A 20,334-nucleotide genomic window follows, 5' to 3' on the forward strand; every position below is an offset into this window, starting at 1 on the left:
GCGATGAGTGTGGGAGTGGGGCCCCGCTGCGCGAGAGCGAGTCGGAGCGGGAATCATGCAACCGGAAGGCGGCCGTCCTGCGTCGTAGGCGTAGGCGGCCGACACCACTTGCGCCCGGGTCGGCCGAGGGGGGCCGGACACTCGGGCCTTGAGAAGACGGGCACGCAGCCAGCATGCGTGCCGGGGGGATGGACTCATGACGTCGCCGCCTACCGGCGCCCGGCAGGAGCACCAGTACGACCCGTCCGCGACGACACGCCTGCGTGTGCCGCGCCAGCACTGGCCGCGCCGGCAGCCGCGCAGACCGCTGCCGCGCTACGACTACGAGCACTACAGCCGCCTCGCCGGACCACTCACCCAGCCCGACCCCGACCGGCCCTACAAGGTGCGCTACCGCAGCCTGCTGGCGGACGAACCGCACCGAATACGCGCGGCGTTGCTGCTCGGCGCCGCTCCCCTGCTCTCGCTCGGCCTGCTCGCCTGGCTGATGCAGCCGGCCCACTGGACCGAACGCGACCACCCCGCCCACGACTTCCTGCCGGTGCTGGACATCGTCATGCTGGTCTCGATCGGGCTGATCGAGTTCTTCCGGTGCATGAACGTGCTGTCCAACGCCCACGCCACCCTGGTCGCCCGCGACCCCATCCCGGTCGTCCCCGAACACGGCACCCGCGTCGCCTTCCTCACCTCCTTCGTACCCGGCAAGGAACCCCTGGAAATGGTGACCAGGACACTGGAGGCGGCCGTCAGGATCCGCCACCGCGGCCTGCTGCACGTCTGGCTCCTCGACGAGGGCGACGACCCGGACGTCAAAGCGGTCTGCGAGCGCCTCGGCGTCCACCACTTCACCCGCAAGGGCATCCCGCAGTGGAACCAGAGGAAGGGCCCGCACCGCGCCAAGACCAAGCACGGCAACTACAACGCCTGGCTCCAGGCGCACGGTGACGCCTACGACTACTTCGCCTCCGTCGACACCGACCACGTACCACTGCCCAACTACCTGGAGCGGATGCTCGGCTTCTTCCGCGACCCGGACGTCGGCTTCGTCATCGGCCCGCAGGTGTACGGCAATTACGACACGTTCGTCACCAAGGCGGCGGAGTCGCAGCAGTTCCTCTTCCACGCGCTGATCCAGCGGGCCGGCAACCGCTACGGCGCGCCCATGTTCGTCGGCACCTCCAACGCCGTACGCATCAGGGCGCTGCAGCAGATCGGCGGCCTGTACGACTCGATCACCGAGGACATGGCGACCGGGTTCGAGATGCACCGGCACCGGAACCCGGACACCGGCCGGAAGTGGCGCTCGGTCTACACCCCCGACGTGCTCGCGGTCGGCGAGGGACCCAACGCCTGGACGGACTTCTTCACCCAGCAACTGCGCTGGTCGCGCGGGACGTACGAGACCATACTCAAGCAGTTCTGGAAGGCGCCCTTCACCCTGCCGCCGGGCAAGTTCTTCAACTACACCATGATGGTCATCTTCTACCCGATGTCCGCCATGAACTGGATTCTGGCAGCGCTCAGTTGCGCGCTGTTCCTGGGCCTGGGCGCCTCGGGCGTGCAGATCGACCCGGCGGTGTGGATGATGCTGTACGGCAACGCCTCGGCGCTCCAGATCGGGCTGTACGTGTGGAACCGCCGGCACAACGTCTCGCCGCACGAGCCGGAGGGCTCCGGCGGCGTGGCCGGCATGGTGATGTCCGCGCTCTCCGCGCCGATCTATGCCCGCTCGCTGTTCGACGCGGCGCTGCGCCGCAAGAGCAAGTTCGTGGTGACACCGAAGGGCGACTCCGCCAGCCCGGACACCCTCTTCGGCACATTCCGGGTGCACCTGTTCTTCATCCTGGTCTTCGGGGGCTCGCTGGCCGCCTCGTTCGTCTACGGACACAGCCACCCGGCGATGATCACCTGGGCCACGCTGGCGCTGCTGATCACGGCGGCACCCGTCTTCGCCTGGCGCTGGGGCATGCGGCAAGAGCGGCGCAAGACGTCGCGGGGAGACCCGCCGGCGTCCGGTGGCGGGCCGCAGCAGGCGCCGCATCCGCAGCGCCAGCCCAGTTGGGCGGCGGCGCCCGAGCGCTCAGCTCTCGCTGAGCCGGGTGACCGGACCGCCGGCCGGACCGCGCAGATCGCTCTTGGGGGACGTCACTCATGAAATACCGTCCGAGCCGGCGCACCCGCAGAGTGGCGATCGGCGCGGCCGTGGTGCTCGCGCTGGCGGGGATGAACGGTCCGGCCCTGTTCGGGTTCGTCTCGGAGAAGTACCACGAGTACAAGATCAACCAGCCTGAGTACAAGGCGGCGAACGGCCACTGGGACGTGGTGGACGTACCGCCCGAGTACAGGATCAACACGATTCACGCCGCGCTGCTGCACACCGGCAAGGTGCTGCTGGTCGCCGGGTCGGGGAACAACGCCAAGAACTTCGCGGCCAAGTCGTTCCGTACGGTCCTGTGGGACCCGGTGAAGAACACCTTCAAGAACATTCCCACCCCGAAGGACCTCTTCTGCGCGGGTCACACCCAACTGCCGGACGGCAAGCTGCTGGTGGCCGGCGGAACCCAGCGGTACGAGAAGCTCGGCGGCGACGTGAAGAAGGCCGGCGGGCTCATGATCGTCTACAACGAGAACCCGGACGCGCCGAAGACGTTCCCCGCCGGGACGCTGTTCACCGGCAAGCAGAACGGCAAGACCTTCGCGTCCAAGGACCCGGTCGTGGTCCCGCGCGCCAAGAAGAAGACGGACCCCAGGACCGGCAAGGTCACCGTCACCCACAGCGAGGCCCGCGTCTACGTGGAGGCGCTCAAGGAGGGCCGCCAGTACTCGACCGGCGCCCAGGACAACTACCGCATCCACGGTCTGACCGGCGCCGACGCCCGCAACTTCTACGGCATCGCGCAGAAGCTGTCCTTCGACAAGAAGGACTTCCAGGGGATCAAGGACTCGTTCGAGTTCGACCCGGTGGCCGAACGCTACGTCCCGGTCGACCCGATGAACGAGGCCCGCTGGTACCCGACCCTGACCAGCCTGGAGGACGGCAAGGTGCTGTCCACCTCCGGGCTGGACGAGATCGGCCAGGTCGTCCCGGGCAAGCAGGAGATCTACGACCCGAAGACGAAGAAGTGGACCTACCTGCCCAAGCAGCGCTTCTTCCCGACCTACCCCGCCCTCTTCCTCACCGACAAGGGGCGGCTGCTCTACACCGGGTCCAACGCCGGATACGGCCCCGACAACATCGGGCGCACCCCCGGCATCTGGGACCTGAAGACCAACAAGTTCCAGGTCATTCCCGGAATGAGCGACCCGGACGTCCTGGAGACCTCGATGTCCGTACTGCTGCCGCCCGCGCAGGACCAGCGGTACATGGTGCTGGGCGGCGGCGGGGTCGGCGAGGACCCCAAGGCCACCGACAGGACCCGGCTGGTGGACCTGCACGCCGACAAGCCGCGCTTCACGGACGGCCCGCCGCTGTACGCGAAGGCGCGCTACCCGAGCAGCGTCATCCTGCCCGACGACACGGTGCTCACCACCAACGGCTCCGGGGACTACCGGGGGCGCGGCGACAGCAACGTCCTCAGCGCCGAGCTGTACGACCCGAAGGCCAACACCTCGCGGGCGGTGGCCGATCCGCTGGTGGGGCGCAACTACCACTCCGGGGCGCTGCTGCTGCCGGACGGCCGGGTGATGACGTTCGGCTCCGACTCGCTCTTCGCCGACAAGGACAACACCAAGCCGGGCGTCTTCCAGCAGCAGATCGACATCTGGACGCCGCCGTACCTCTACCGGGACTCGCGGCCGGAGCTGACCGACACCGCGCCGAAGACGGTGGAGCTGGGCGGCCGGGCCACGTACGGGACCGAGCACGCGTCCTCGATCAAGAAGATGCGGCTGGTCCGGCCGGGTTCGTTCACGCACGTCACCAACATCGAACAGCGGTCGATCGCACTGGACTTCAAAACGTCCAAGAACGGTGTCACGGTGACCCTGCCGAAGGACCCGACGCTGGTACCGCCCGGCTGGTACATGCTCAACGCCGTGGACGACCAGGGCACTCCGTCCAAGGCGGTCTGGGTGAAGGTGCCGACGGCGTCGGAGGCCGAGCTGAAGGGGCTGGGCCTGAACTGAGCCGGTGACGGCGGTGCGGGGTGCCGCGGTTCGCCCGGGGCGCCCCGCGCCGTCGTCCCCTCGCGGCTACTTCGTATTGCGGGCCAGCTCCAGGGCGTAGTCCGGCCACCACTCGCCGGCCTTGGGCCCGCCCTTGCACGTGCCGTCGGACTCGCCGGGCCGCTTGATCCACAGGTAGGCGTCCACGAGCGGGTCGCCCGTCCGGGTCGTCGGTGCCGCGCCGAGGGCGCGGCCGGGCGGGTTGCACCAGTTCTCCGGGTCGTCACCGCCGGGCGCGGGGCCGTTGCCGTTGCGGCTGGTGTCGATGACGAAGTGCTTGCCGCCCACCATCGAGGAGAGCTGCTTGCCGTACTTCTTGTTCTCCTCGGTGGTCTGGAAGTTGGAGATGTTGAGCGCGAAGCCGTCGGCCTGGTCGATGCCGGCCCGCTCGAGGGGCTCCACCATGCGGCCCGGGTCCTTGATCCAGTGCGGGTTGCCCGCGTCCAGGTAGACCTTGGTGTGCGGCAGCGCCTTGAGCTTGCCGACGGCCTCCGTCAGCAGGGCGTAGCGCTCCTCGTGGAACTGCTCGGGTGTGCACCGGTCCGCGATGTGCGGCAGGGCGTCCGGCTCCAGGACGACCGTGGTGGGGCGGTCCCCGATGCCCTTGAGCACGCCGTCCAGCCACGCGCGGTAGGCGTTGCCGTCCGCCGCGCCGCCCTTGGAATAGCTGCCGCAGTCGCGGTGCGGGATGTTGTAGAGGACCAGCAGCGCCTCACGGCCGGCCTTGGCCGCGGCCTCGGTGAAGCCGCGGGCCTCGCCCTGCGGGTCCTCGACGCCTATCCACTCGGCCACGGGCCGGGTGGCTATCTTGTCGATCAGCCGGGCGTCGTCGGGCTTGTCGCTTCTGGCGTACGTGGCGGCCTGCTGTGCCGCCTTGCCTTCCGGGTTGACCCAGTACGGCACCGTGGCCTTGGGCTGCTGACCGGGTCTGGCCCCGGCCTTCCCCTCCGCCTCGCCGTCTCCGTCGCCGGACGAGAAGCACCCCGAGACCAGCAGCAGCGCCCCTAACGCCGATACCGTGCCGGACACCCCGCGCCGGCGCGCGGCGCGGCGCTCACCCGGGGGCCCGCCCCCGGATCCCCGAACATTGCCGTACATCCACTCCCCCCTCGGAGCACGGAACAAGAGCGGTCGAATCCATCCTGGCACACGCCCCTCAACCGCAGGCCGGGCTGTGGACAACCTGTTACGCCGGCCCCACGGCGCCGGAATCGGCCGGACGGGACGGCTCAACCCGCCGGTGCGGGCGTGACCTTCGTGAGATAGGCGTGCACGACGACGTTGGCGCTGTAGGCGTCCCGCTCGCTGTCGAAGGTGCCGGCGCAGGTGATCAGGCGCAGTTCCGCGCGGCCCGGCAGGTGCGCGCCGTAGACCTTGCGCGGTACGAAGTTCCGGCGGTCGTAGATCTTGACGTCCTCGACGGTGAACCGCGCGGTGCTGCCGTCCGCCCTGCGCACGTCCACCGGCTGCCCCGGCTTGAGGCTGCCGAGGCGGTGGAAGACCGCGCGGCCGCTGGTCGTGTCGACGTGCCCGGCCAGCACCGCGGCGCCCGCCGTGCCCGGCTGCGGCCCCTTCGCGTACCAGCCGACGCGTCCGGGCGTGCGGTACGGCGGTGTGCCGACGGCGCCGGTGGCGTCCAGGCCGGTCTCCGTCACACCGGCCCGTACGCCCAGTGCGCCGACCGCGACCTCGGTGGGGCGGCCGCCCGGGGAGGTGGCCAGGGGCGCGTGGGCGGCGGGCAGTTCCTGTTCGAGCGGGCGGCCGACGGCCGCGACGTCGCCGGTGGTCGGCGCCTTCGCCAGGTCTCCGCCGTCCGTCAGGTCCCGGCCCCACTGCCACAGTCCCAGCAGCAGTACCGCCCATGCCACACCGACGGTCATCCGGCCGCGGCCGGGAGTGTGCGGGGGGCGGCGGGCCGCCACCGGGTGGTCGTCAGCCCGCATCGCCATCGCCCGACCCCTTGCGCCGGCGCCGCATCCGCAGCGCCTGTCCGGTGAGCGCGAGGACCGCGCCGCCTGCCAGTACCAGGCCCACCGCGTAGACACCGTCGCCCTCGTGGCGCGCGGCGGTCCGGACGGTGGCGGTGCGAACGGCGGTGGTCCGGGCGAGTGCGGAGCGCGCGGCGTCGGGGCGGGGGTACGGGTGTGGGTGGGTCGCCGTCCAGCCGCCTCCTGCCCGTACCGGGGCGGAGGGGGAAGCCGGTGGTTCGGCCGTGTCTGTGTCCGCTTCCGTAGCCGTGTCCGTACCCGTATCCGGTTCCGCCCCGTCACCGTTGTCCGCGGATGCCGGGACGACCTCGAAGGAGCCCGCGGCGCGCGCGTCCTCGCCGTCGCAGTGGACGGAGACGGCGTACGTGCCGGGGTCGGCCGTCGAGCGCACCCGCGCGTCGCCCACCAGCCCGGCGGCGACCCCCGCCAGCGGCACGGCGTCGACGAAGGCGGCCGAGGTGGCCCGGCCCGACCGGCTCGCGCAGCCGGTGACCTGGAGGGCCGCCTCGGTGCCCGGCGCGAGGGCGGACGGTGTGACCGCGACGGTGCCCGCCGTGGCGCCCGGTGCCCGGGGCGCGGACGCGAGCGCGGGCCCCGGCGTCAGCACCGTCACCGCCAAGGCGGCACAGAGAGTGAATCCCGGTGTGCGCATGGTGAACCTCCGAACACTTCCGAAGGTCCGCCCGGCGGCCCGGTTCCGCATCCCGGGCGGGCCCGCGGCTGCGCCGTCCGGGTGAGCGGCCGGGCTCTGACACCGAAGGCCGGGAACGGGCGCGCCGCGGCCGGGCTCAGACGCCGGGCCGCGTCCCGGTCACACCAGGTCGACGAGGTCGGCGATGGAGTCGACGACCCGCGACGGCCGGAACGGGTGGCGCTCGATGTCGCCCTTGCCGGTCAGCCCGGTCAGTACCAGGAACGTCTCCATGCCCGCCTCCAGACCGGCCAGCACATCGGTGTCCATCCGGTCGCCGATCATCGCGGAGGTCTCGCTGTGCGCGCCGATGACGTTCAGGCCGTGCCGCATCATCAGCGGATTGGGCTTGCCGACGAAGTACGGCTCGACGCCCGTCGCCTTGGTGATCAGCGCGGCCACCGAGCCGGTCGCGGGCAGCGCGCCCTGCGCCGAGGGGCCGGTCTCGTCGGGGTTGGTGGCGATGAACCGGGCACCGTCGTTGATGAGCCGGATGGCCTTGGTGAGCGCCTCGAAGCTGTACGTGCGGGTCTCGCCGAGCACCACGTAGTCGGGCTCGTGGTCGGTGAGGACGTAGCCGATGTCGTGCAGCGCGGTGGTCAGGCCCGCCTCGCCGATGACGTACGCGGTGCCGGACGGCCGCTGCTCGTCCAGGAACTGGGCGGTGGCCAGCGCGGAGGTCCAGATGGACTCCCAGGGCACGTCCAGGCCGATCCGGTTCAGCCGGGCGTGCAGGTCGCGCGGGGTGTAGATGGAGTTGTTGGTCAGGACGAGGAAGGGCTTGCCCGATTCGCGCAGCCGCTTGATGAAGGCGTCGGCACCGGGCACCGGGATGCCCTCGTGCATCAGGACCCCGTCCATGTCGGTCAGCCATGACTCGATCGGCTTGCGCTCTGCCACTGCCGGTCTCCCGCCGTGCGTGTCTGCCAGGGGTGCCGGCCGTACCCGCGCCGTCGCGGGGCCCGTACGCGCCGCGCACCCCACCGGGTGACCTGCGTCTCGTACGTATGGCCGACGCCCCCAGCCTAAGTCAGCCGCCGCGATCTTGACCCCGCCGAGCGGCCCGCGGGCCGGACCGCCCCCGGAGCCGCGGCGGCGGTCAGCTTCCCGTGGCCGTCTTCCAGGCGGCGAGGTAGGTGGACAGGTTCTTGTCGATGTCGTTCCAGTCCGGGCGGAAGATGTCGACGCCGTCCATGATGGTGGCGAGTTCGGTGGCGTTGCGGTCGGTGGGCCGGATGTCCGTACGGGCGGCGAACCCGCCGCCGACCGCGGAGACCTGTTTCTGCACCTCGGGTGAGAGCAGGTGGTCCAGGAACTTCTTCGCCTGCGCCGCGTGCGGGGCGTTCCTGACCAGTCCGGCCGCGTACGGGAGCGCGAAGGTGGACGGCTTCGCGCCGGGGCGGGCGGCCGGGAAGAAGATGCCCTGGTTCGGCATGGACTTCATGTTGGCGTAGTTCATCTGCACGTCGCCGTTGGCGACGAGGAGTTCGCCCTTGTCGGTCTTGGGGGCGAGCTGTCCGGTGGAGGAGGACGGGCCGACGTTGTTGGCCTGGAGTTTCTTGAGGAACTCCATGGCGGGGCCCTGGCCGCCGAAATCGTGCAGGGCCTGGACGAGGACAGCCGTACCGTCCCCGGCGACGCCCGGTGTGGAGTACTGGAGCTTGTTCTTGAAGCGGGCGGCCGTCAGGTCCTGCCAGGTACGGGGCGGCTGCTGGAGCTGCTGCTTGTTGTAGATGAAGCAGAAGTAGTTGTTGACGACGGCGGTCCACCTGCCGTCCGGGTCCTTGTCCGCGGCGGCGACCTGCTCGGAGCCCTTGGGGCGGTACGGCTCCAGCAGCCCCTTGCCACCCGCCTGCTGGATGAACGGCGGCAGCGTCACGACGATGTCCGCCTTGGTGTTGGCCTTCTCCCGGACCAGCCGCTGCACGGCGGCGCCGGAGCCGCTCTCGACCAGGTTGACCTTGATGCCGGTCTTCTTCTCGTAGTCCTTGAAGACCCGGTCGTAGAAACCGTCGCCCCGCTCACCGCGCAGGCCGTCGGCGCTGTAGACGGTGATCTCCCGGGCGTCGGCGCGGGACACGCCGCCGCACCCGGTCAGGGCGGCGCCGAGGACCAGGGTGCCGCAGACGGCGGCGGTCGGCTTGAGGGGGCTGCGCATGACGTGTCGTGGCTCCTTGAGGTGGCAGGTGGCAGGTGGCAAATGGCCGGGCCGGGGTCCGAGGGGAGTCGTGCCGGGGCCCGGAGTGATCGGTCCGGGCCCGTCAGCGGTACGAGGCCTTGGTACGCACACGGGAGACGGCCGACAGGACGAGCAGCGTGGCGGCCATCAGCGCCACCGCGAGCGCGGCACCGGCGAACAGGGCGCCCCGGTCGGTGGTGGCGAAGATCCGCACCGGCAGCGGCGTCCAGTCCGGCGGGTAGATCATCATCGTGGCGCTCAGCTCGCCCATGGACAGGGCGAAGCACAGCCCGGCGGCGGCGGTCAGGGACGGCAGCAGCAGCGGCAGCTTGACGCGCCACAGGACGTAGGCCGGGCGCGCGCCGAGGCTGGCGGCGCTCTGCTCGTACGCCGGGTCCAGGCGGGCCAGCGCGGCCGTCACGGACTGGTACGCGAAGGCGGTGACCAGCACCGTGTGCGCGACGACCACGATCTGCGGGGTGCCGTTCAGGAGCAGCGGCGGCTGCGAGAAGGCGACCAGCAGCGACAGGCCCACGACGACGGACGGCACCGCGACCGGCAGGACGAACAGGCCGTCGAGGACACGGCGGGCGCGCGGCCGCAGACGCTGGGCGGCCAGCGCGGCCCAGGTGCCGGCCGTGAGCGCCAGCAGGCTCGCGGCGACGGCCGTGACCAGACTGGTGACCAGCGCCTCCAGCGAGTCACCGCGCGCGATGTCCTGGTAGTGCGCCGTCGTCGGACCGGACGGCAGCGCCCCGCTCCAACTGCTCGCGAAGGACGCCGCGACGACCACCAGCAGCGGCAGGGCGAAGACCGGCAGGAAGAGGACGAAGAACACGGTCCAGACGGCCCGTCGGGCCCCTTTGCTATGCACGAGCACGGTGGCCGGCACCTCCCGCTGTCGGTGTACGCGCCCCGCCCGCCCGTGCGGCCACGGTCCGGTACAGGGCGTAAAGGGCGACGGACAGCACGATGTTGACGACGGCGACGACGCACGCCCCCGTGTAGTCGCCGTCGAGAATGGCCTTGGTGTAGACGAGGACGGGCAGGGTCACCACGTCCTTGGCGCCGGTGAACAGCACGATCCCGAACTCGTTGAGCGTCAGCACGAGGACGAGCGCGCCGCCCGCCGCCAGCGAGGGCAGCGCCTCGGGCCAGATCACCTTCCGTACGACCCGGGCCGGCCGGGCGCCGAGCGACGCGGCGGCCTCCAACTGCCCGGTCTCCACCTGGGAGAAGGCCGCGAGGAGCGGGCGCATCACGAAGGGCGTGAAGTACGTGATCTCGGCGAGGAGCACGCCCCACGGGGTGTGCAGAAAGGCGAAGGGCCCGGCCGCGGCGCCGGTGGCGTCCGTCCACAGTCCGTTGGCCAGCCCGGCCGTGCCGTACACGAAGAGCAGGGCGAGGGTGATCAGGAAGGACGGGAAGGCGAGGAAGACGTCGACGAAGCGGCTCAGCGCGCGACTGCCCGGAAACGGTACGAACGCGATCACCAGCGCGAGGACGAAGCCGAGCAGCAGGCAGCCGACGGTCGCGCCGACGGCGATCAGCACGGTGTTCCCGAGCGCGTCCCGGAAAGACACCTCGGCGAAGACCTGCGCGTACGGGGCGGTGGACGGCGGGCCGCCCTCCTCGCCCACGAAGGACTGCCGTACGACCAGGGCCAGCGGGTGGAGGAAGACGAGGGCGAGGGCGGCGAGCGGAGGCAGGGCCCAGAGGACCGGTGCGGTACGCGCGGCCCAACTGCCCCGGTCCCGGCTTCCCGCGTCCGTTCCCGTACCCCGGCTTCCCGCGTCCCGCGGCAGCGAAAGGGTCTCCGTGCTACTCATCGGCGGTGCTCCCCGCCCCGGCCGGCAGCAGCACCGCGTCCTCGGCGGTGAAGTGCAGGACGACCTCGGAGCCGGGCTGCGGAGTCGCGCGCAGCTCCCGTACGTCCGCCATGACACGGTGCCCGGCCACGTCCGCGTACACCCGGTGGGTCGCGCCACGCCACTGCACCTCGGTGACCCGGCCGTGCAGCGCGTTGGGTCCCTCGCCGAGTCCGACGAGGTGCGGGCGCACACAGAGCGTGGCGGACGCGCCGGGGGCCGCGCCGTCGGCGGGGGTGACGGCCAGCCGCGTACCGGCGAAGTCCGCCGTGCCGTGCGGGCCGGCCGTCACCGGCAGCAAGTTGGCGTTGCCGACGAAGGAGGCGGTGAACTCGGTGCGCGGGCGCCGGTAGAGGTCCTGCGGGGTGCCGCAGTCGCGCAGCCGCGCCCGGTCCATGACGGCGATGCGGTCCGCCAGCGTCAGCGCCTCCACCTGGTCGTGGGTGACGTACAGGATCGACACGTCCGGCAGTTCCCGGTGCAGCCGCGCCAGTTCGGCGAGCATTCCGGAGCGCAGCCGGGCGTCGAGGGCGGACAGCGGCTCGTCCAGGAGCAGCACCCCGGGCCTGATGGCCAGCGCCCGCGCGATGGCGACGCGCTGCTGCTGCCCGCCGGACAGCTCGCGCGGATAGCGCCGCGCGTACGCGGTCATGCCGGTCATCTCCAGCGCCTCGGTCACGCGCGCGGCGGTCTCGGCACGCGAACCGGTGCGCCCGCGCCGCGCCTTGAGGCCGAAGGCGACGTTGTCCTCGACGCGCAGGTGCGGGAAGAGCGCGTACTGCTGGACGACCATGCCGATGCCGCGCCGGTGGGGCGGCAGCCCGGTCACGTCCCGGCCGCCGATCAGCACCCGCCCCGTACACGGCCGGACGAATCCGGCGACCGCCCGCAGCGCGGTGGTCTTGCCGGAGCCGGACGGGCCGAGCAGGGCCAGCACCTCGCCCGGCTCGACGCTCAGGTCGAAGTCGTCCAGGACGACGTTCCCGCCGTACGCGACGGAGACGTGGTCGAAGCGGATGCCGGAGGGGGCGGGGGCGGGCGTCGCTGCGGGGGCGGGGGCGGTGTGGCCCGCGGGGGCGGCGTCACGGGTACCGGCGGCGGCACTCATACAGAACGCTCCGGCCGCCGGCCACCGCTCCGCCGCTCCGGGCCGTCGCTCTCATCGCTCGGCTGCTCCCGGCCGTCACTCCGCCGCTCCCCGCCCCCGCTCCGCCGTTCCTGCCCGCCGTCGAGCAGGGCGGGCAGTTCGGCCACCGAGCCGAGGACGTGCGTGGCGCCCGCGCCGCGCAGCGCCTCTTCGTCATGGGCGCCGGTCAGGACCCCCGCCACGACCGACGCGCCCGCCCGGCGGCCGGAGCGCATGTCGTACGAGGTGTCACCGGCGACCGCGATCTGCTGTACGGAGTCGGCGGCGCCGGTCCGCAGCAGCGCGGCCAGCACCAGGTCCGGGTACGGCCGTCCGCGGCCGCCCGCGTCGGCGGGGCACAGGGTCAGCGTCACCAGGTCCCGCCAGCCCAGCGCGTCCAGGATGGCGTCCTGCGTGACCCGTGCGAAGCCGGTGGTCAGTACGACCGTGCGGCCCGTGTCCTGAAGGGCCTCGACGGCTTCCCGGGCGCCGGGCACGGGCGCGATCCGCCCGCCGTCGACCAGTTCCCCGTACGCCTCCTCGAAGGCGCTGTTGGCGCGCCGCGCCCGCTCCTCGTCGCCGAACAGGTGCCGGAAGACGGAGATCTTCGACTCGCCCATGGTGGCGCGGACGTATGCCAGGTGCTTCTCGTGCTCGGCGCTGCCCGGTACGACGCCGAGCCGTCCGGCCGCCGCGCTGAACGCCTGCTCGACCAGTCCGCTGTCGGCCACCGTCGTCCCCGCCATGTCGAGCACGACCAGCGAGATCCGTTCCCGCTCCGTATTGCCGACCGTCATCATCCTCACCATCCGATGTCCTTCGCGGTGTCCTCGGCCAGCGCCGGGGAACACGTCATCCCACGCCCTCCGGGCCCGGTGACCAGCCAGACGCCGTCACGCACCTGTTGCCGGTGCACGACGCGCGAGGTGTCCGTGCACTGCGCGTACACCCCGGCCCAGCGGCGGCGCACGGCGGGCAGCGGGCGCCCGAGCAGGCCCTCGACGACTCCGGTCAGGTGCTCGTACGGGTCCTCGACGACGTCGAAGCCGAACGGCGCGTCGTACTCGTGTGTGTCGCCGATGGTCAGTCCACCGTCCGCGCGCTGCACCATCAGCAGTTGCATCCGGTGCTCGGCCGCTACGGGCGCCTGCGGCCGCGCCGCCGCCCACGCGTCCAAATCGGGCCCGTCGTACGCCGGGTAGTAGCGGAAGCTGTCCGCGTCCGCGACCGAGGGGGTCAGGGTTTCGCCGAGTGGCGCGGTCTGCATCATCTGAAGCCGGACGCGGCGCACCGGCAGGTCGGGCACCAGCTCCCGCACCAGACCGCCGAGCCAGGCGCCGGTGCAGAGCACGACGGAATCCCCCTCGTGCAGGTCGCCGTGGTCATCACGTACGGCCCGTTCACCGACGACGTCGCGTACTTCGCGGCCCCCCAGATAGGTGTAACGCCCGGAAGCCATCAGCGCCTCGCGCAGCGCGCGCTGAGCGGTACGCGGTTCCACGGCGGCATCCCGCTCACACCACAACGCCCCGGCGAACTCGCCCCGCAGGGCGGGGTTCACGTCCCGCACCTCGTCGGCGCCGAGCAGCTCGTACCCCCGGGAGGCGGCGTCCGCACGACGCATGGCGGCCTCCGCGACGGCGCGCTCCGCCTCGTCCCGTACGACGGTCAGCGAACCGTTCGCCCGGAACCCGAGGCCGGGAACCCGCTCCCCGACGCCCTCCCACAACTCCCGCGCCCGCAGCGCCGTCTCCAGCTCCGCCCCACCGGCCCGCCCACCGACCCAGACCAGCCCGAAATTCCGCACCGAGGCCCCACGCGCCTCGGCCTCCCGCTCGATGTGCACGACCTCATGACCGCGCCCGACCGCTTCCCAGGCGTGCATGGTCCCCAGCACCCCGGCTCCGACAACTATGACTCGCATGCCGGGAACGCTCGTGGGACCGGGTGACCCGGGGCAGGCCGGGAGACGACGCCGGGGTGAACGGGGACTCAACCTTGGCCTAGACCCGTTATCGCTTCGTGACTTATCGGTGCCGGCGCCCCTCCCCCGCCGGCTTCGCTCGCACACAGCCGCACGCGCCCGGTTACGCCTGACCCGTGGCGTGTTTCTTTCCGTGAGCGAGCGCATGAAAGGAGAATCGCGGTAGACATTACTTCCGTGGTGGCTGTTTGCTAGGTCTTGCTGATATACCCGTGCGCTGTCTGCGGCCACTACGGGCATCGGGCGCAAGCGATCGGCTTCCTTCTGCCGATCGAGGGACAAGAGCGTGCCGACGACTCATCACACAACAGCATCAGAAAGTGGCCACCGCGCCGGACTCACAGCTCCTCCGCCACCTCCGCGCTCACCTTCCGTCAGGTGGACCGAGAGAGTCCCGGAATTCCTGTCGGCCCACCACACCCTCCTATGGGCCGCACTCTGCTTCCTCATCTCCTTGACTCTGGGCCTGCAGCAGTGGAGTGCGGGGAAACTGGGCGGATTCGATCTGGGGATCTTCGATCAAGCCATCCGGAACTACTCCGGTTTCCGATTACCCGGATCGGAGCTGAAGAGCACCCACCACGGTTTCCCGCCGGACTTCTCCATACTGGGAGACCACTTCTCCCCCGTACTGGCACTCCTCGCTCCCCTCTACTGGATCTGGGACGACCCGCGCGTACTCCTTGTCGCCGAAGCGGCGCTCTTCGCCGCCGGAGTGCCCGTGGTCCGACGTATCGCGGAGAGCTGTTTCCAGAGCGCACCAGCACCCGTCGTCTCCCGAGCCGCGCATCTGGCCGGTGCGGCGTACGCGCTGGGATGGCCGCTGATGACAGCCTCCCGCCGCGGTTTCCACGAGGTCGCTTTCGCCGTTCCCTTGCTGCTGCTTCTGCTGGAGCGGGGAATGCGCCGGCGCTACGGAGCCGTCCTGGTGTACGCCGGGTTGCTGTGCTGCACCAAAGAAGACCTGGGCCTGGTGGTCGGTGTCCACGGCGCGGTACTGGCATACCGCGGCCGACGCGACAGCGTAAAAGGCCGGGCAGGTGTCGCAACGGGGGCGGCCCTGTTCGTTCTCGGCCCCGCGGCCACCATCGTGACCATCAAGTGGCTGCTTCCGATGATGGGAGGAAAGCCCGGGTTCTACTGGAGCTACCACCGACTGGGCCCCGATTTCGGCGCCGCCCTGCTGAAAACCGTGACGGAACCCTGGGTCCTGTTCGGAGTGGCCACCGCTCCGCATCGCGCTGGTCTTGTGGCTGTTCGGCACCTTGCTGTTCCTGCCGCTGGGCTCGGCGACGGCGTGGTGCGCGCTGCCTCTGGTGGCCGAGCGCGTCCTGTCCGAGACGTCGAAACACTGGACGGTGCTGTACCACTACGACGCCTTCCTCTGGCCGGTCCTGCTCACGGCCGGTGTGGAAGTGTCGGGCAGGCTCTACCGCCGGAGCCGCACGAGCAGTGTCAGAAACCGCAAGAGCAGCAGAAGCCGCAGCACGAGCCGGGCCCTACGGTGGTGGGGGCCGGGCGCCGGCCTTCTGACCCTGGTCATCGCTGTCCCCTTCGGCCTGTTCGTGATTCCCCACCCCGGTTACTGGACACCCGACCCCCACACTCGCGCCCTGCGCGAAGCTGCCGGAATGATTCCCGACGGGGCTTCCGCGGAGGTGGACAACATCATCGCTCCGCACTTGACCGCCCGTGGCCCCGTGGTCCTGGCAGACAGCGTGCCGCGAGGCGCGGATTACGTGCTGCTCCAGTTCGGCGTCGTTTCGTTTCCCTTCACTTCTGTTTCCCAAGAGCAGCAGTACTCCGGCTTCCTGCTGGAGCACGGATACCGCCGGGTCTGGGAGCACGACAAAGTGTTGCTGCTGCGCCGCGAAACCGAGTTCCCGATCACCCCGGAAGTGCCTGCCGCCGGGCCGGAAAGCAACCCGGCTCCGGAAGGGACAGCACCGGGAACGGGAATGAGCATCTTCCGCGGCTGAGGCGGACGAGACGGCCGGTCAGGAATCCGGTTGCGGTCAGTCGCCCAAGTGGGTCGTGAACGAGAACCGGTCGCCCCGGTAGAGGGACCGCACCCGTTCGAGCGGTACGCCCCGGGTGTCGCGGGAGAGGCGGTGGATCAGGAGCATCGGGAGGGCGCCCGGGGTGCCGATCAGCAGGGCCTCGCGTGGGGTGGCCAGTACGGTCTCCAGGCGCTCGTCCGCGGTGCCGAAGCCGATGCCCAAACGCTCGTGGAGGTAGGCGTAGAAGGAGGAGTCGGGCTCGAAGTCCGTGTCCAGGTGCGGTACGCGTGCCACGGCCACGTACGTGCTCTCCAGCCCCACCCGCTCCTCGTCCGCGAGCAGCACCCGCTCCAAGTGCCACACCTCGTCGCCCACTTGGAGGCCCAGTTCCCCGGCCAGCCTCGTCTGCGCGGGGAAGCGGTCCAGGCCGACCAGATGACGGCCCGGCCGCCGGCCCTGCTTCCGTACGCCCTCGGTGTAACTCGCCAGGGACAGCGGCTGCTCCAGCTTGGGGCCCGCCACGACCGTGCCACGGCCGAGGCGCCGCAACCGTCCCTCCAGGTGGAGTTCGCGCAGCGCCAGACGCAGGGTTTCGCGGGAGACCTCGAAGCGCAGCGCCAGGTCGCGTTCGGTGGGCAGCGCCTCGCCCTCGCCCAGCTCGGCGAGGAGCGCTTCGATCCGGACCTTCGCCGCGTAGTACTTGGGGATGCGTCCGTGCTCGGGAATGCCGGAGCGGATCGGTGCGCCAGGTTCCTGGCCGTTCGGGTAGTCCACCGGCCGATCCTCGCACCCTTCTCCCAGGGGAGGGCGGCGGGTTCGGCGTCGGTGGCGTCAGCGTCGGCGGAGTCGGCGGGCCGCCGCCACGAGGAGCGCGCCGGCTGACAGGAGTACCAGGGCGGCGGCTCCGATGCGGGTCACTCCCGGTGAACCGGTGTCGGCGAGGTGGGGTGGAGGGCCGGGCTCGGGGACGGGGGCGAGGACGGGGGCAGGGGCAAGGGGTGAGTGGTCGGTCCGCGTCGCGGGTTCGGGGGCGGCCGCGTAGGCGGCGACTGCGGGGACGACAGCCGTGGGGGCGGGGACGGGGACAGGCGTGCGGAAGACAGCCGTGGGGGCGTGGACCGGTGGCGTGGCGTGGGCCGGCGCGCCGGCGGCCGGGAGGGGCGCGGACAGGAGGGTCGCGGACAGCACGGCCGTCGGGAGGGTGGCGCGCAGCAGTGCGCGGGGCGGACGCACGGGCATGACGGACGCTCCTGCTCGATCAGCTCAGGCGACCGGGACCACACCAGGCCGCTCGTATGACCGGTCGGTTCCGGACCTTGCCACGCGGGCCCGTCGCCGGGGCACCGACGCCCCGGTGCGGCGCGCCGATCGCCCGAATGCCGCGCGTTCAGCGCAGTCCGGCGCCCGCTGCGGCGCCGAACGGTGTCCCCGGCGCGCCGAAGAGCGGGGCCAGGACGAGGTGCGCAGCGCCGTCCGCGACCGCCCGCGCGCCGCCCCCGGCCACCGCCACGGGGACCGCGGCCGTACGGCCCTCGCCGCGCACGCGGGCCTGTTCGGCGAGGGCTTCGGCCACGCCGCGTACGTACGTGCCGGGACGCGCCAGCACCGTACGGCCGCCGAGCAGGACCCGGTCGATGTCGAGGAGTTCCACGAGGTTGGCCGCGGCGGTGCCCAGGATGCGCGCCGCCTCGGCGGGCTCGCCGCGCGCCGCCCTGTCGAGGCACAGTGCCTCGACGCAGCCGCGCTTGCCGCAGCCGCAGCGCGGCCCGTCCAGTTGCAGCACCTGGTGGCCGAACTCCCCCGCGCCGGTCCTGGCCCCCCGGTACAGCGCGCCACCGAGCACCAGGCCGGCGCCCAGGCCCGTACCGAGGTGGAGGTAGCCGAACGAGCCCCGGCCGTCCGGTTCGCGCTGGGCGAGGCCGAGCGCCGCGGCGTTGGTGTCCTTGTCGAGGACGACGGGGAGGCCGAGCCGTTCGGCGAGCGCGTCGCGCAGCGGGAAGCCGTCCCAGTCCGGGAAGCCGGTGACCCGGCGCAGCACTCCGGCCGTGTGGTCCAGCGGCCCCGGGCAGGCGGCGCCGACGCCCAGTACGCGGGGCGAGCGGGCCTCGTCCGGCAGGGCCGCGAGCTGCCCGGCGACCGTGTCGAGCACGGCGGGCGCGCCCGCGCCGAAATCGAGCGGGGCGGTGCGCTCCGCGACGGTGCGGCCCGCGAGGTCGGTGAGGACGGCGGTCAGCTCGTCGCGGTCCAGGTGCAGGCCGATCGCGTACCGGGCCTCGGGCACCAGGCACAGCACCGTACGCGGCTTGCCGCCGGTGGAGGCCCGCCGGCCCGCCTCGGCGGCCAGACCCTCGGCCCGCAGCCGGGCGGTGATCTTGCTGACGGCCTGCGGGGTCAGGCCGGTGTGCGCGGCGAGCTCCAGCCGGCTGACGCCCGCCGGTCCCGCCGACCTCAGCAGACCCAGCACCAGGGCGGTGTTGTGGCCGCGCAGGGCGGGCAGGCCGGCTCCGCCGCCGGGCGGCACGGAGGACGGGGTGGACGGCGGCACGGCAGGCGGAGTGGCGGACGGGGCGGCGACACCCGGTGGCGCGGGGGCCGGCGCGGCGCCACGTTCGGCGGGGTCGTTGCTGGTCACCCGTCCATTGTCCGCATTGCTTGCACTTTGGCAACAGCGTTGCTTAAGTGGGCGGCATGAACGACTCCCCCGGCACACCCCTCCGCGTCGGCCTCATCGGCTACGGCCTGGCCGGCTCGGTCTTCCACGCCCCGCTGATCGCCGCCACCGACGGCCTGGTGCTGGACACCGTCTCCACCGGCAGCCCGGACCGGCAGGCTCAGGCCCGCGCCGAACACCCGCAGGTCCGCACGGTCGCCACCCCCGACGAGGTGCTGGCCCGCGCCACCGAACTGGACCTCGTCGTCATCGCGTCCCCCAACAAGACGCACGTCGCGCTCGCCGAGGCCGCGCTGCGCGCCGGCCTGCCGGTCGTCGTCGACAAGCCGCTCGCCGGGACCGCCGCCGAGGCCGACGGGCTGGCCGGCCTCGCGGACGAGCTCGGCCTGCTGCTCTCCGTCTTCCAGAACCGCCGCTGGGACAACGACTTCCGTACGGTGCGCAAGCTGCTCACCGAGGGCGCGCTCGGCGACGTGCAGCGCTTCGAGTCGCGCTTCGAACGCTGGCGGCCCGAGCCGAAGGGCGGCTGGCGCGAGTCCGGTGATCCCGCGGAGATCGGCGGGCTGCTGTACGACCTGGGCAGCCACGTCGTCGACCAGGCGCTCGCCCTGTTCGGGCCGGTCACCCTGGTCTACGCCGAGTCCGACGTACGCCGCCCGGGCGCGGAGGCCGACGACGACACGTTCCTCGCCCTCACCCACGCGAACGGCGTCCGCTCGCACCTGTGGGTCAGCGCGACCACCGCCCAGCTCGGCCCGCGCTTCCGGGTGCTGGGCAGCCGCGCGGGCTACGTGAAGTACGGCCTGGACCCGCAGGAAGCCGCCCTGCGCGAGGGGCGGCGGCCGGGCGGCGACCCGGACGGCTGGGGTACGGAACCGGAGTCGGCGTGGGGCCGCCTCGGCGCCGGGGAGTCCCCGCTGACCGGCGGCGGCGACCCCGTACCGACCCTGTCCGGTGACTATCCCGCGTACTACGCCGCCGTCGCGGAAGCACTGCGCACCGGGGGCGAGCCGCCGGTGAGCGCCAGGGAAGCGGCGGCCGCCCTGCGCGTCCTGGAAGCGGCGAAGACATCGGCGGCCGAGGGCCGCGCGGTCCGGATCGAGGAGTCGGCATGAGCGGCACGACGCAGGTGAACGGCACAGGCGGCAGCGGGGTGCTGAACGGCCTGGACGAGCGCGAGGCGGCCCGCCACCAGGTCCGCGAACTGGAGGAACAGGAGCGCCGCCTGGTCCTGGACCGCTTCGGCAACGAGGACGCCTGGCAGCTCGGCTGCCTGCTGGCGGACCTGGCGCGTGAGCGCGGCGCGGCCGTGACGGTGGACATCCGGCGCGGCGCGCAGCAGTTGTTCCACTGCGCGCTGCCGGGCACGTCGGCCGACAACGACGCGTGGATCGAGCGCAAGCGCCGCGTCGTCGAGCGGTACGCGGAGTCCTCGTACCTCGTCGGCGCCCGCTTCCGCGCCAAGGGCCGGACGTTCGAAGAATCGTCCCGTCTCGACCCGGACCGCTACGCCGCGCACGGCGGCGCCTTCCCCGTACGGCTGCGCGGCACCGGAGTCGTCGGCACGGTCGCGGTCTCCGGCCTCCCCCAGGGCGACGACCACGCGCTGGTGGTCGACGCCCTGGGGCGCTACATCGAGCAGCAGCCGGCGGGCTGACCCGGA

General features: G+C 72.1%; 18 protein-coding genes and 1 pseudogene. 6 read left to right on the top strand and 13 right to left on the bottom strand.

The features are described from left to right. Window positions 1–196: 196 nt before the first annotated feature. Both ACZ4QV_RS07520 and glxA read left to right on the top strand, forming a co-directional pair. Window positions 197–2,155: a glycosyltransferase family 2 protein gene (locus ACZ4QV_RS07520; RefSeq protein ID WP_361144689.1), complete on the top strand. Its 1,959-nt coding sequence runs from the start codon at window positions 197–199 to the stop codon at window positions 2,153–2,155. Then, window positions 2,152–4,125, top strand: a complete 1,974-nt coding sequence (glxA, locus tag ACZ4QV_RS07525; RefSeq protein WP_361635265.1) for a radical copper oxidase GlxA — start codon at window positions 2,152–2,154, stop codon at window positions 4,123–4,125. The genes ACZ4QV_RS07520 and glxA overlap by 4 nt, the downstream gene beginning before the upstream one ends. 66 nt (window positions 4,126–4,191) lie before the next feature. Here glxA and ACZ4QV_RS07530 read toward each other — a convergent pair whose 3' ends face one another. The 10 genes from ACZ4QV_RS07530 to ACZ4QV_RS07575 form a co-directional block, all read right to left on the bottom strand. Continuing rightward, complete coding sequence (locus ACZ4QV_RS07530; RefSeq protein ID WP_361635262.1) at window positions 4,192–5,262, bottom strand: glycoside hydrolase family 6 protein; 1,071 nt, start codon at window positions 5,260–5,262, stop codon at window positions 4,192–4,194. Window positions 5,263–5,393: 131 nt separating this feature from the next. Further along, window positions 5,394–6,113: a class F sortase gene (locus tag ACZ4QV_RS07535; protein WP_467762670.1), complete on the bottom strand. Its 720-nt coding sequence runs from the start codon at window positions 6,111–6,113 to the stop codon at window positions 5,394–5,396. Next, entirely contained in the window at window positions 6,097–6,804 is a 708-nt protein-coding gene (locus ACZ4QV_RS07540) for a hypothetical protein (protein ID WP_467762671.1), read from the bottom strand. The genes ACZ4QV_RS07535 and ACZ4QV_RS07540 overlap by 17 nt, the downstream gene beginning before the upstream one ends. A gap of 159 nt (window positions 6,805–6,963) precedes the next feature. Next, entirely contained in the window at window positions 6,964–7,743 is a 780-nt protein-coding gene (locus tag ACZ4QV_RS07545; protein WP_361144700.1) for an HAD-IIA family hydrolase, read from the bottom strand. A gap of 199 nt (window positions 7,744–7,942) precedes the next feature. Next, entirely contained in the window at window positions 7,943–9,001 is a 1,059-nt protein-coding gene (locus ACZ4QV_RS07550) for a 2-aminoethylphosphonate ABC transporter substrate-binding protein (RefSeq protein WP_361144702.1), read from the bottom strand. A gap of 103 nt (window positions 9,002–9,104) precedes the next feature. Continuing rightward, on the bottom strand, window positions 9,105–9,902 hold the full coding sequence (locus ACZ4QV_RS07555) for an ABC transporter permease (RefSeq protein ID WP_361144704.1): 798 nt from the start codon (window positions 9,900–9,902) through the stop codon (window positions 9,105–9,107). Next, on the bottom strand, window positions 9,889–10,851 hold the full coding sequence (locus ACZ4QV_RS07560) for a 2-aminoethylphosphonate ABC transporter permease subunit (protein ID WP_361585461.1): 963 nt from the start codon (window positions 10,849–10,851) through the stop codon (window positions 9,889–9,891). Before ACZ4QV_RS07560 ends, ACZ4QV_RS07555 begins: the two co-directional genes overlap by 14 nt. After that, window positions 10,844–11,998 carry an ABC transporter ATP-binding protein gene (locus ACZ4QV_RS07565; RefSeq protein WP_361585464.1) on the bottom strand — a complete coding sequence of 385 codons (1,155 nt, stop codon included), beginning with the start codon at window positions 11,996–11,998 and terminating at the stop codon, window positions 10,844–10,846. The genes ACZ4QV_RS07560 and ACZ4QV_RS07565 overlap by 8 nt, the downstream gene beginning before the upstream one ends. Beyond that, on the bottom strand, window positions 11,995–12,825 hold the full coding sequence (locus tag ACZ4QV_RS07570) for a phosphonatase-like hydrolase (protein WP_361585467.1): 831 nt from the start codon (window positions 12,823–12,825) through the stop codon (window positions 11,995–11,997). The genes ACZ4QV_RS07565 and ACZ4QV_RS07570 overlap by 4 nt, the downstream gene beginning before the upstream one ends. Beyond that, a complete protein-coding gene (locus ACZ4QV_RS07575; RefSeq protein ID WP_361585470.1) occupies window positions 12,819–13,940 on the bottom strand; it encodes a TIGR03364 family FAD-dependent oxidoreductase in 1,122 nt (373 codons plus the stop codon). The genes ACZ4QV_RS07570 and ACZ4QV_RS07575 overlap by 7 nt, the downstream gene beginning before the upstream one ends. Window positions 13,941–14,286: 346 nt before the next feature. Here ACZ4QV_RS07575 and ACZ4QV_RS07580 point away from each other — a divergent pair. Both ACZ4QV_RS07580 and ACZ4QV_RS07585 read left to right on the top strand, forming a co-directional pair. After that, a pseudogene (locus ACZ4QV_RS07580) lies at window positions 14,287–15,159 on the top strand (DUF2079 domain-containing protein); the annotation flags it as partial. Window positions 15,160–15,247: 88 nt separating this feature from the next. Beyond that, on the top strand, window positions 15,248–15,979 hold the full coding sequence (locus ACZ4QV_RS07585; RefSeq protein ID WP_467762672.1) for a hypothetical protein: 732 nt from the start codon (window positions 15,248–15,250) through the stop codon (window positions 15,977–15,979). 36 nt (window positions 15,980–16,015) lie between these two features. Here the strand turns inward: ACZ4QV_RS07585 and ACZ4QV_RS07590 are convergent, their stop codons facing one another. The 3 genes from ACZ4QV_RS07590 to ACZ4QV_RS07600 form a co-directional block, all read right to left on the bottom strand. Next, complete coding sequence (locus tag ACZ4QV_RS07590) at window positions 16,016–16,774, bottom strand: GntR family transcriptional regulator (protein WP_361144720.1); 759 nt, start codon at window positions 16,772–16,774, stop codon at window positions 16,016–16,018. Between the two features lie 57 nt (window positions 16,775–16,831). Next, the gene (locus ACZ4QV_RS07595; RefSeq protein WP_361585476.1) at window positions 16,832–17,239 is read right to left on the bottom strand and encodes a hypothetical protein; all 408 of its coding nucleotides are present in this window, start codon (window positions 17,237–17,239) and stop codon (window positions 16,832–16,834) included. A 148-nt stretch (window positions 17,240–17,387) separates the two neighbouring features. After that, window positions 17,388–18,632, bottom strand: coding sequence for an ROK family transcriptional regulator (locus tag ACZ4QV_RS07600; protein ID WP_467762673.1), 1,245 nt, complete (start codon window positions 18,630–18,632; stop codon window positions 17,388–17,390). A 56-nt stretch (window positions 18,633–18,688) separates the two neighbouring features. Between ACZ4QV_RS07600 and ACZ4QV_RS07605 the strand changes: the two genes are divergently transcribed. Together ACZ4QV_RS07605 and ACZ4QV_RS07610 are read left to right on the top strand one after the other, a co-directional pair. After that, a complete protein-coding gene (locus ACZ4QV_RS07605) occupies window positions 18,689–19,786 on the top strand; it encodes a Gfo/Idh/MocA family oxidoreductase (RefSeq protein ID WP_361585479.1) in 1,098 nt (365 codons plus the stop codon). After that, window positions 19,783–20,328, top strand: coding sequence for a heme-degrading domain-containing protein (locus ACZ4QV_RS07610; protein WP_361144728.1), 546 nt, complete (start codon window positions 19,783–19,785; stop codon window positions 20,326–20,328). Before ACZ4QV_RS07605 ends, ACZ4QV_RS07610 begins: the two co-directional genes overlap by 4 nt. The last annotated feature ends 6 nt before the right edge of the window (window positions 20,329–20,334 follow it).

This window comes from Streptomyces sp. NPDC026394, assembly GCF_055567735.1.

Excerpts from the sequence above, each read along its gene's own strand:
- ACZ4QV_RS07595 (WP_361585476.1), bottom strand. The coding sequence starts at position 17,239 with ATGCCCGTGCGTCCGCCCCGCGCACTGCTGCGCGCCACCCTCCCGACG.
- ACZ4QV_RS07575 (WP_361585470.1), bottom strand. The coding sequence starts at position 13,940 with ATGCGAGTCATAGTTGTCGGAGCCGGGGTGCTGGGGACCATGCACGCC.
- ACZ4QV_RS07565 (WP_361585464.1), bottom strand. The coding sequence starts at position 11,998 with ATGAGTGCCGCCGCCGGTACCCGTGACGCCGCCCCCGCGGGCCACACC.
- ACZ4QV_RS07560 (WP_361585461.1), bottom strand. The coding sequence starts at position 10,851 with ATGAGTAGCACGGAGACCCTTTCGCTGCCGCGGGACGCGGGAAGCCGG.
- ACZ4QV_RS07530 (WP_361635262.1), bottom strand. The coding sequence starts at position 5,262 with ATGTACGGCAATGTTCGGGGATCCGGGGGCGGGCCCCCGGGTGAGCGC.
- ACZ4QV_RS07605 (WP_361585479.1), top strand. The coding sequence starts at position 18,689 with ATGAACGACTCCCCCGGCACACCCCTCCGCGTCGGCCTCATCGGCTAC.
- ACZ4QV_RS07570 (WP_361585467.1), bottom strand. The coding sequence starts at position 12,825 with ATGGTGAGGATGATGACGGTCGGCAATACGGAGCGGGAACGGATCTCG.
- ACZ4QV_RS07520 (WP_361144689.1), top strand. The coding sequence starts at position 197 with ATGACGTCGCCGCCTACCGGCGCCCGGCAGGAGCACCAGTACGACCCG.
- ACZ4QV_RS07610 (WP_361144728.1), top strand. The coding sequence starts at position 19,783 with ATGAGCGGCACGACGCAGGTGAACGGCACAGGCGGCAGCGGGGTGCTG.
- ACZ4QV_RS07535 (WP_467762670.1), bottom strand. The coding sequence starts at position 6,113 with ATGGCGATGCGGGCTGACGACCACCCGGTGGCGGCCCGCCGCCCCCCG.
- ACZ4QV_RS07540 (WP_467762671.1), bottom strand. The coding sequence starts at position 6,804 with ATGCGCACACCGGGATTCACTCTCTGTGCCGCCTTGGCGGTGACGGTG.
- glxA (WP_361635265.1), top strand. The coding sequence starts at position 2,152 with ATGAAATACCGTCCGAGCCGGCGCACCCGCAGAGTGGCGATCGGCGCG.
- ACZ4QV_RS07550 (WP_361144702.1), bottom strand. The coding sequence starts at position 9,001 with ATGCGCAGCCCCCTCAAGCCGACCGCCGCCGTCTGCGGCACCCTGGTC.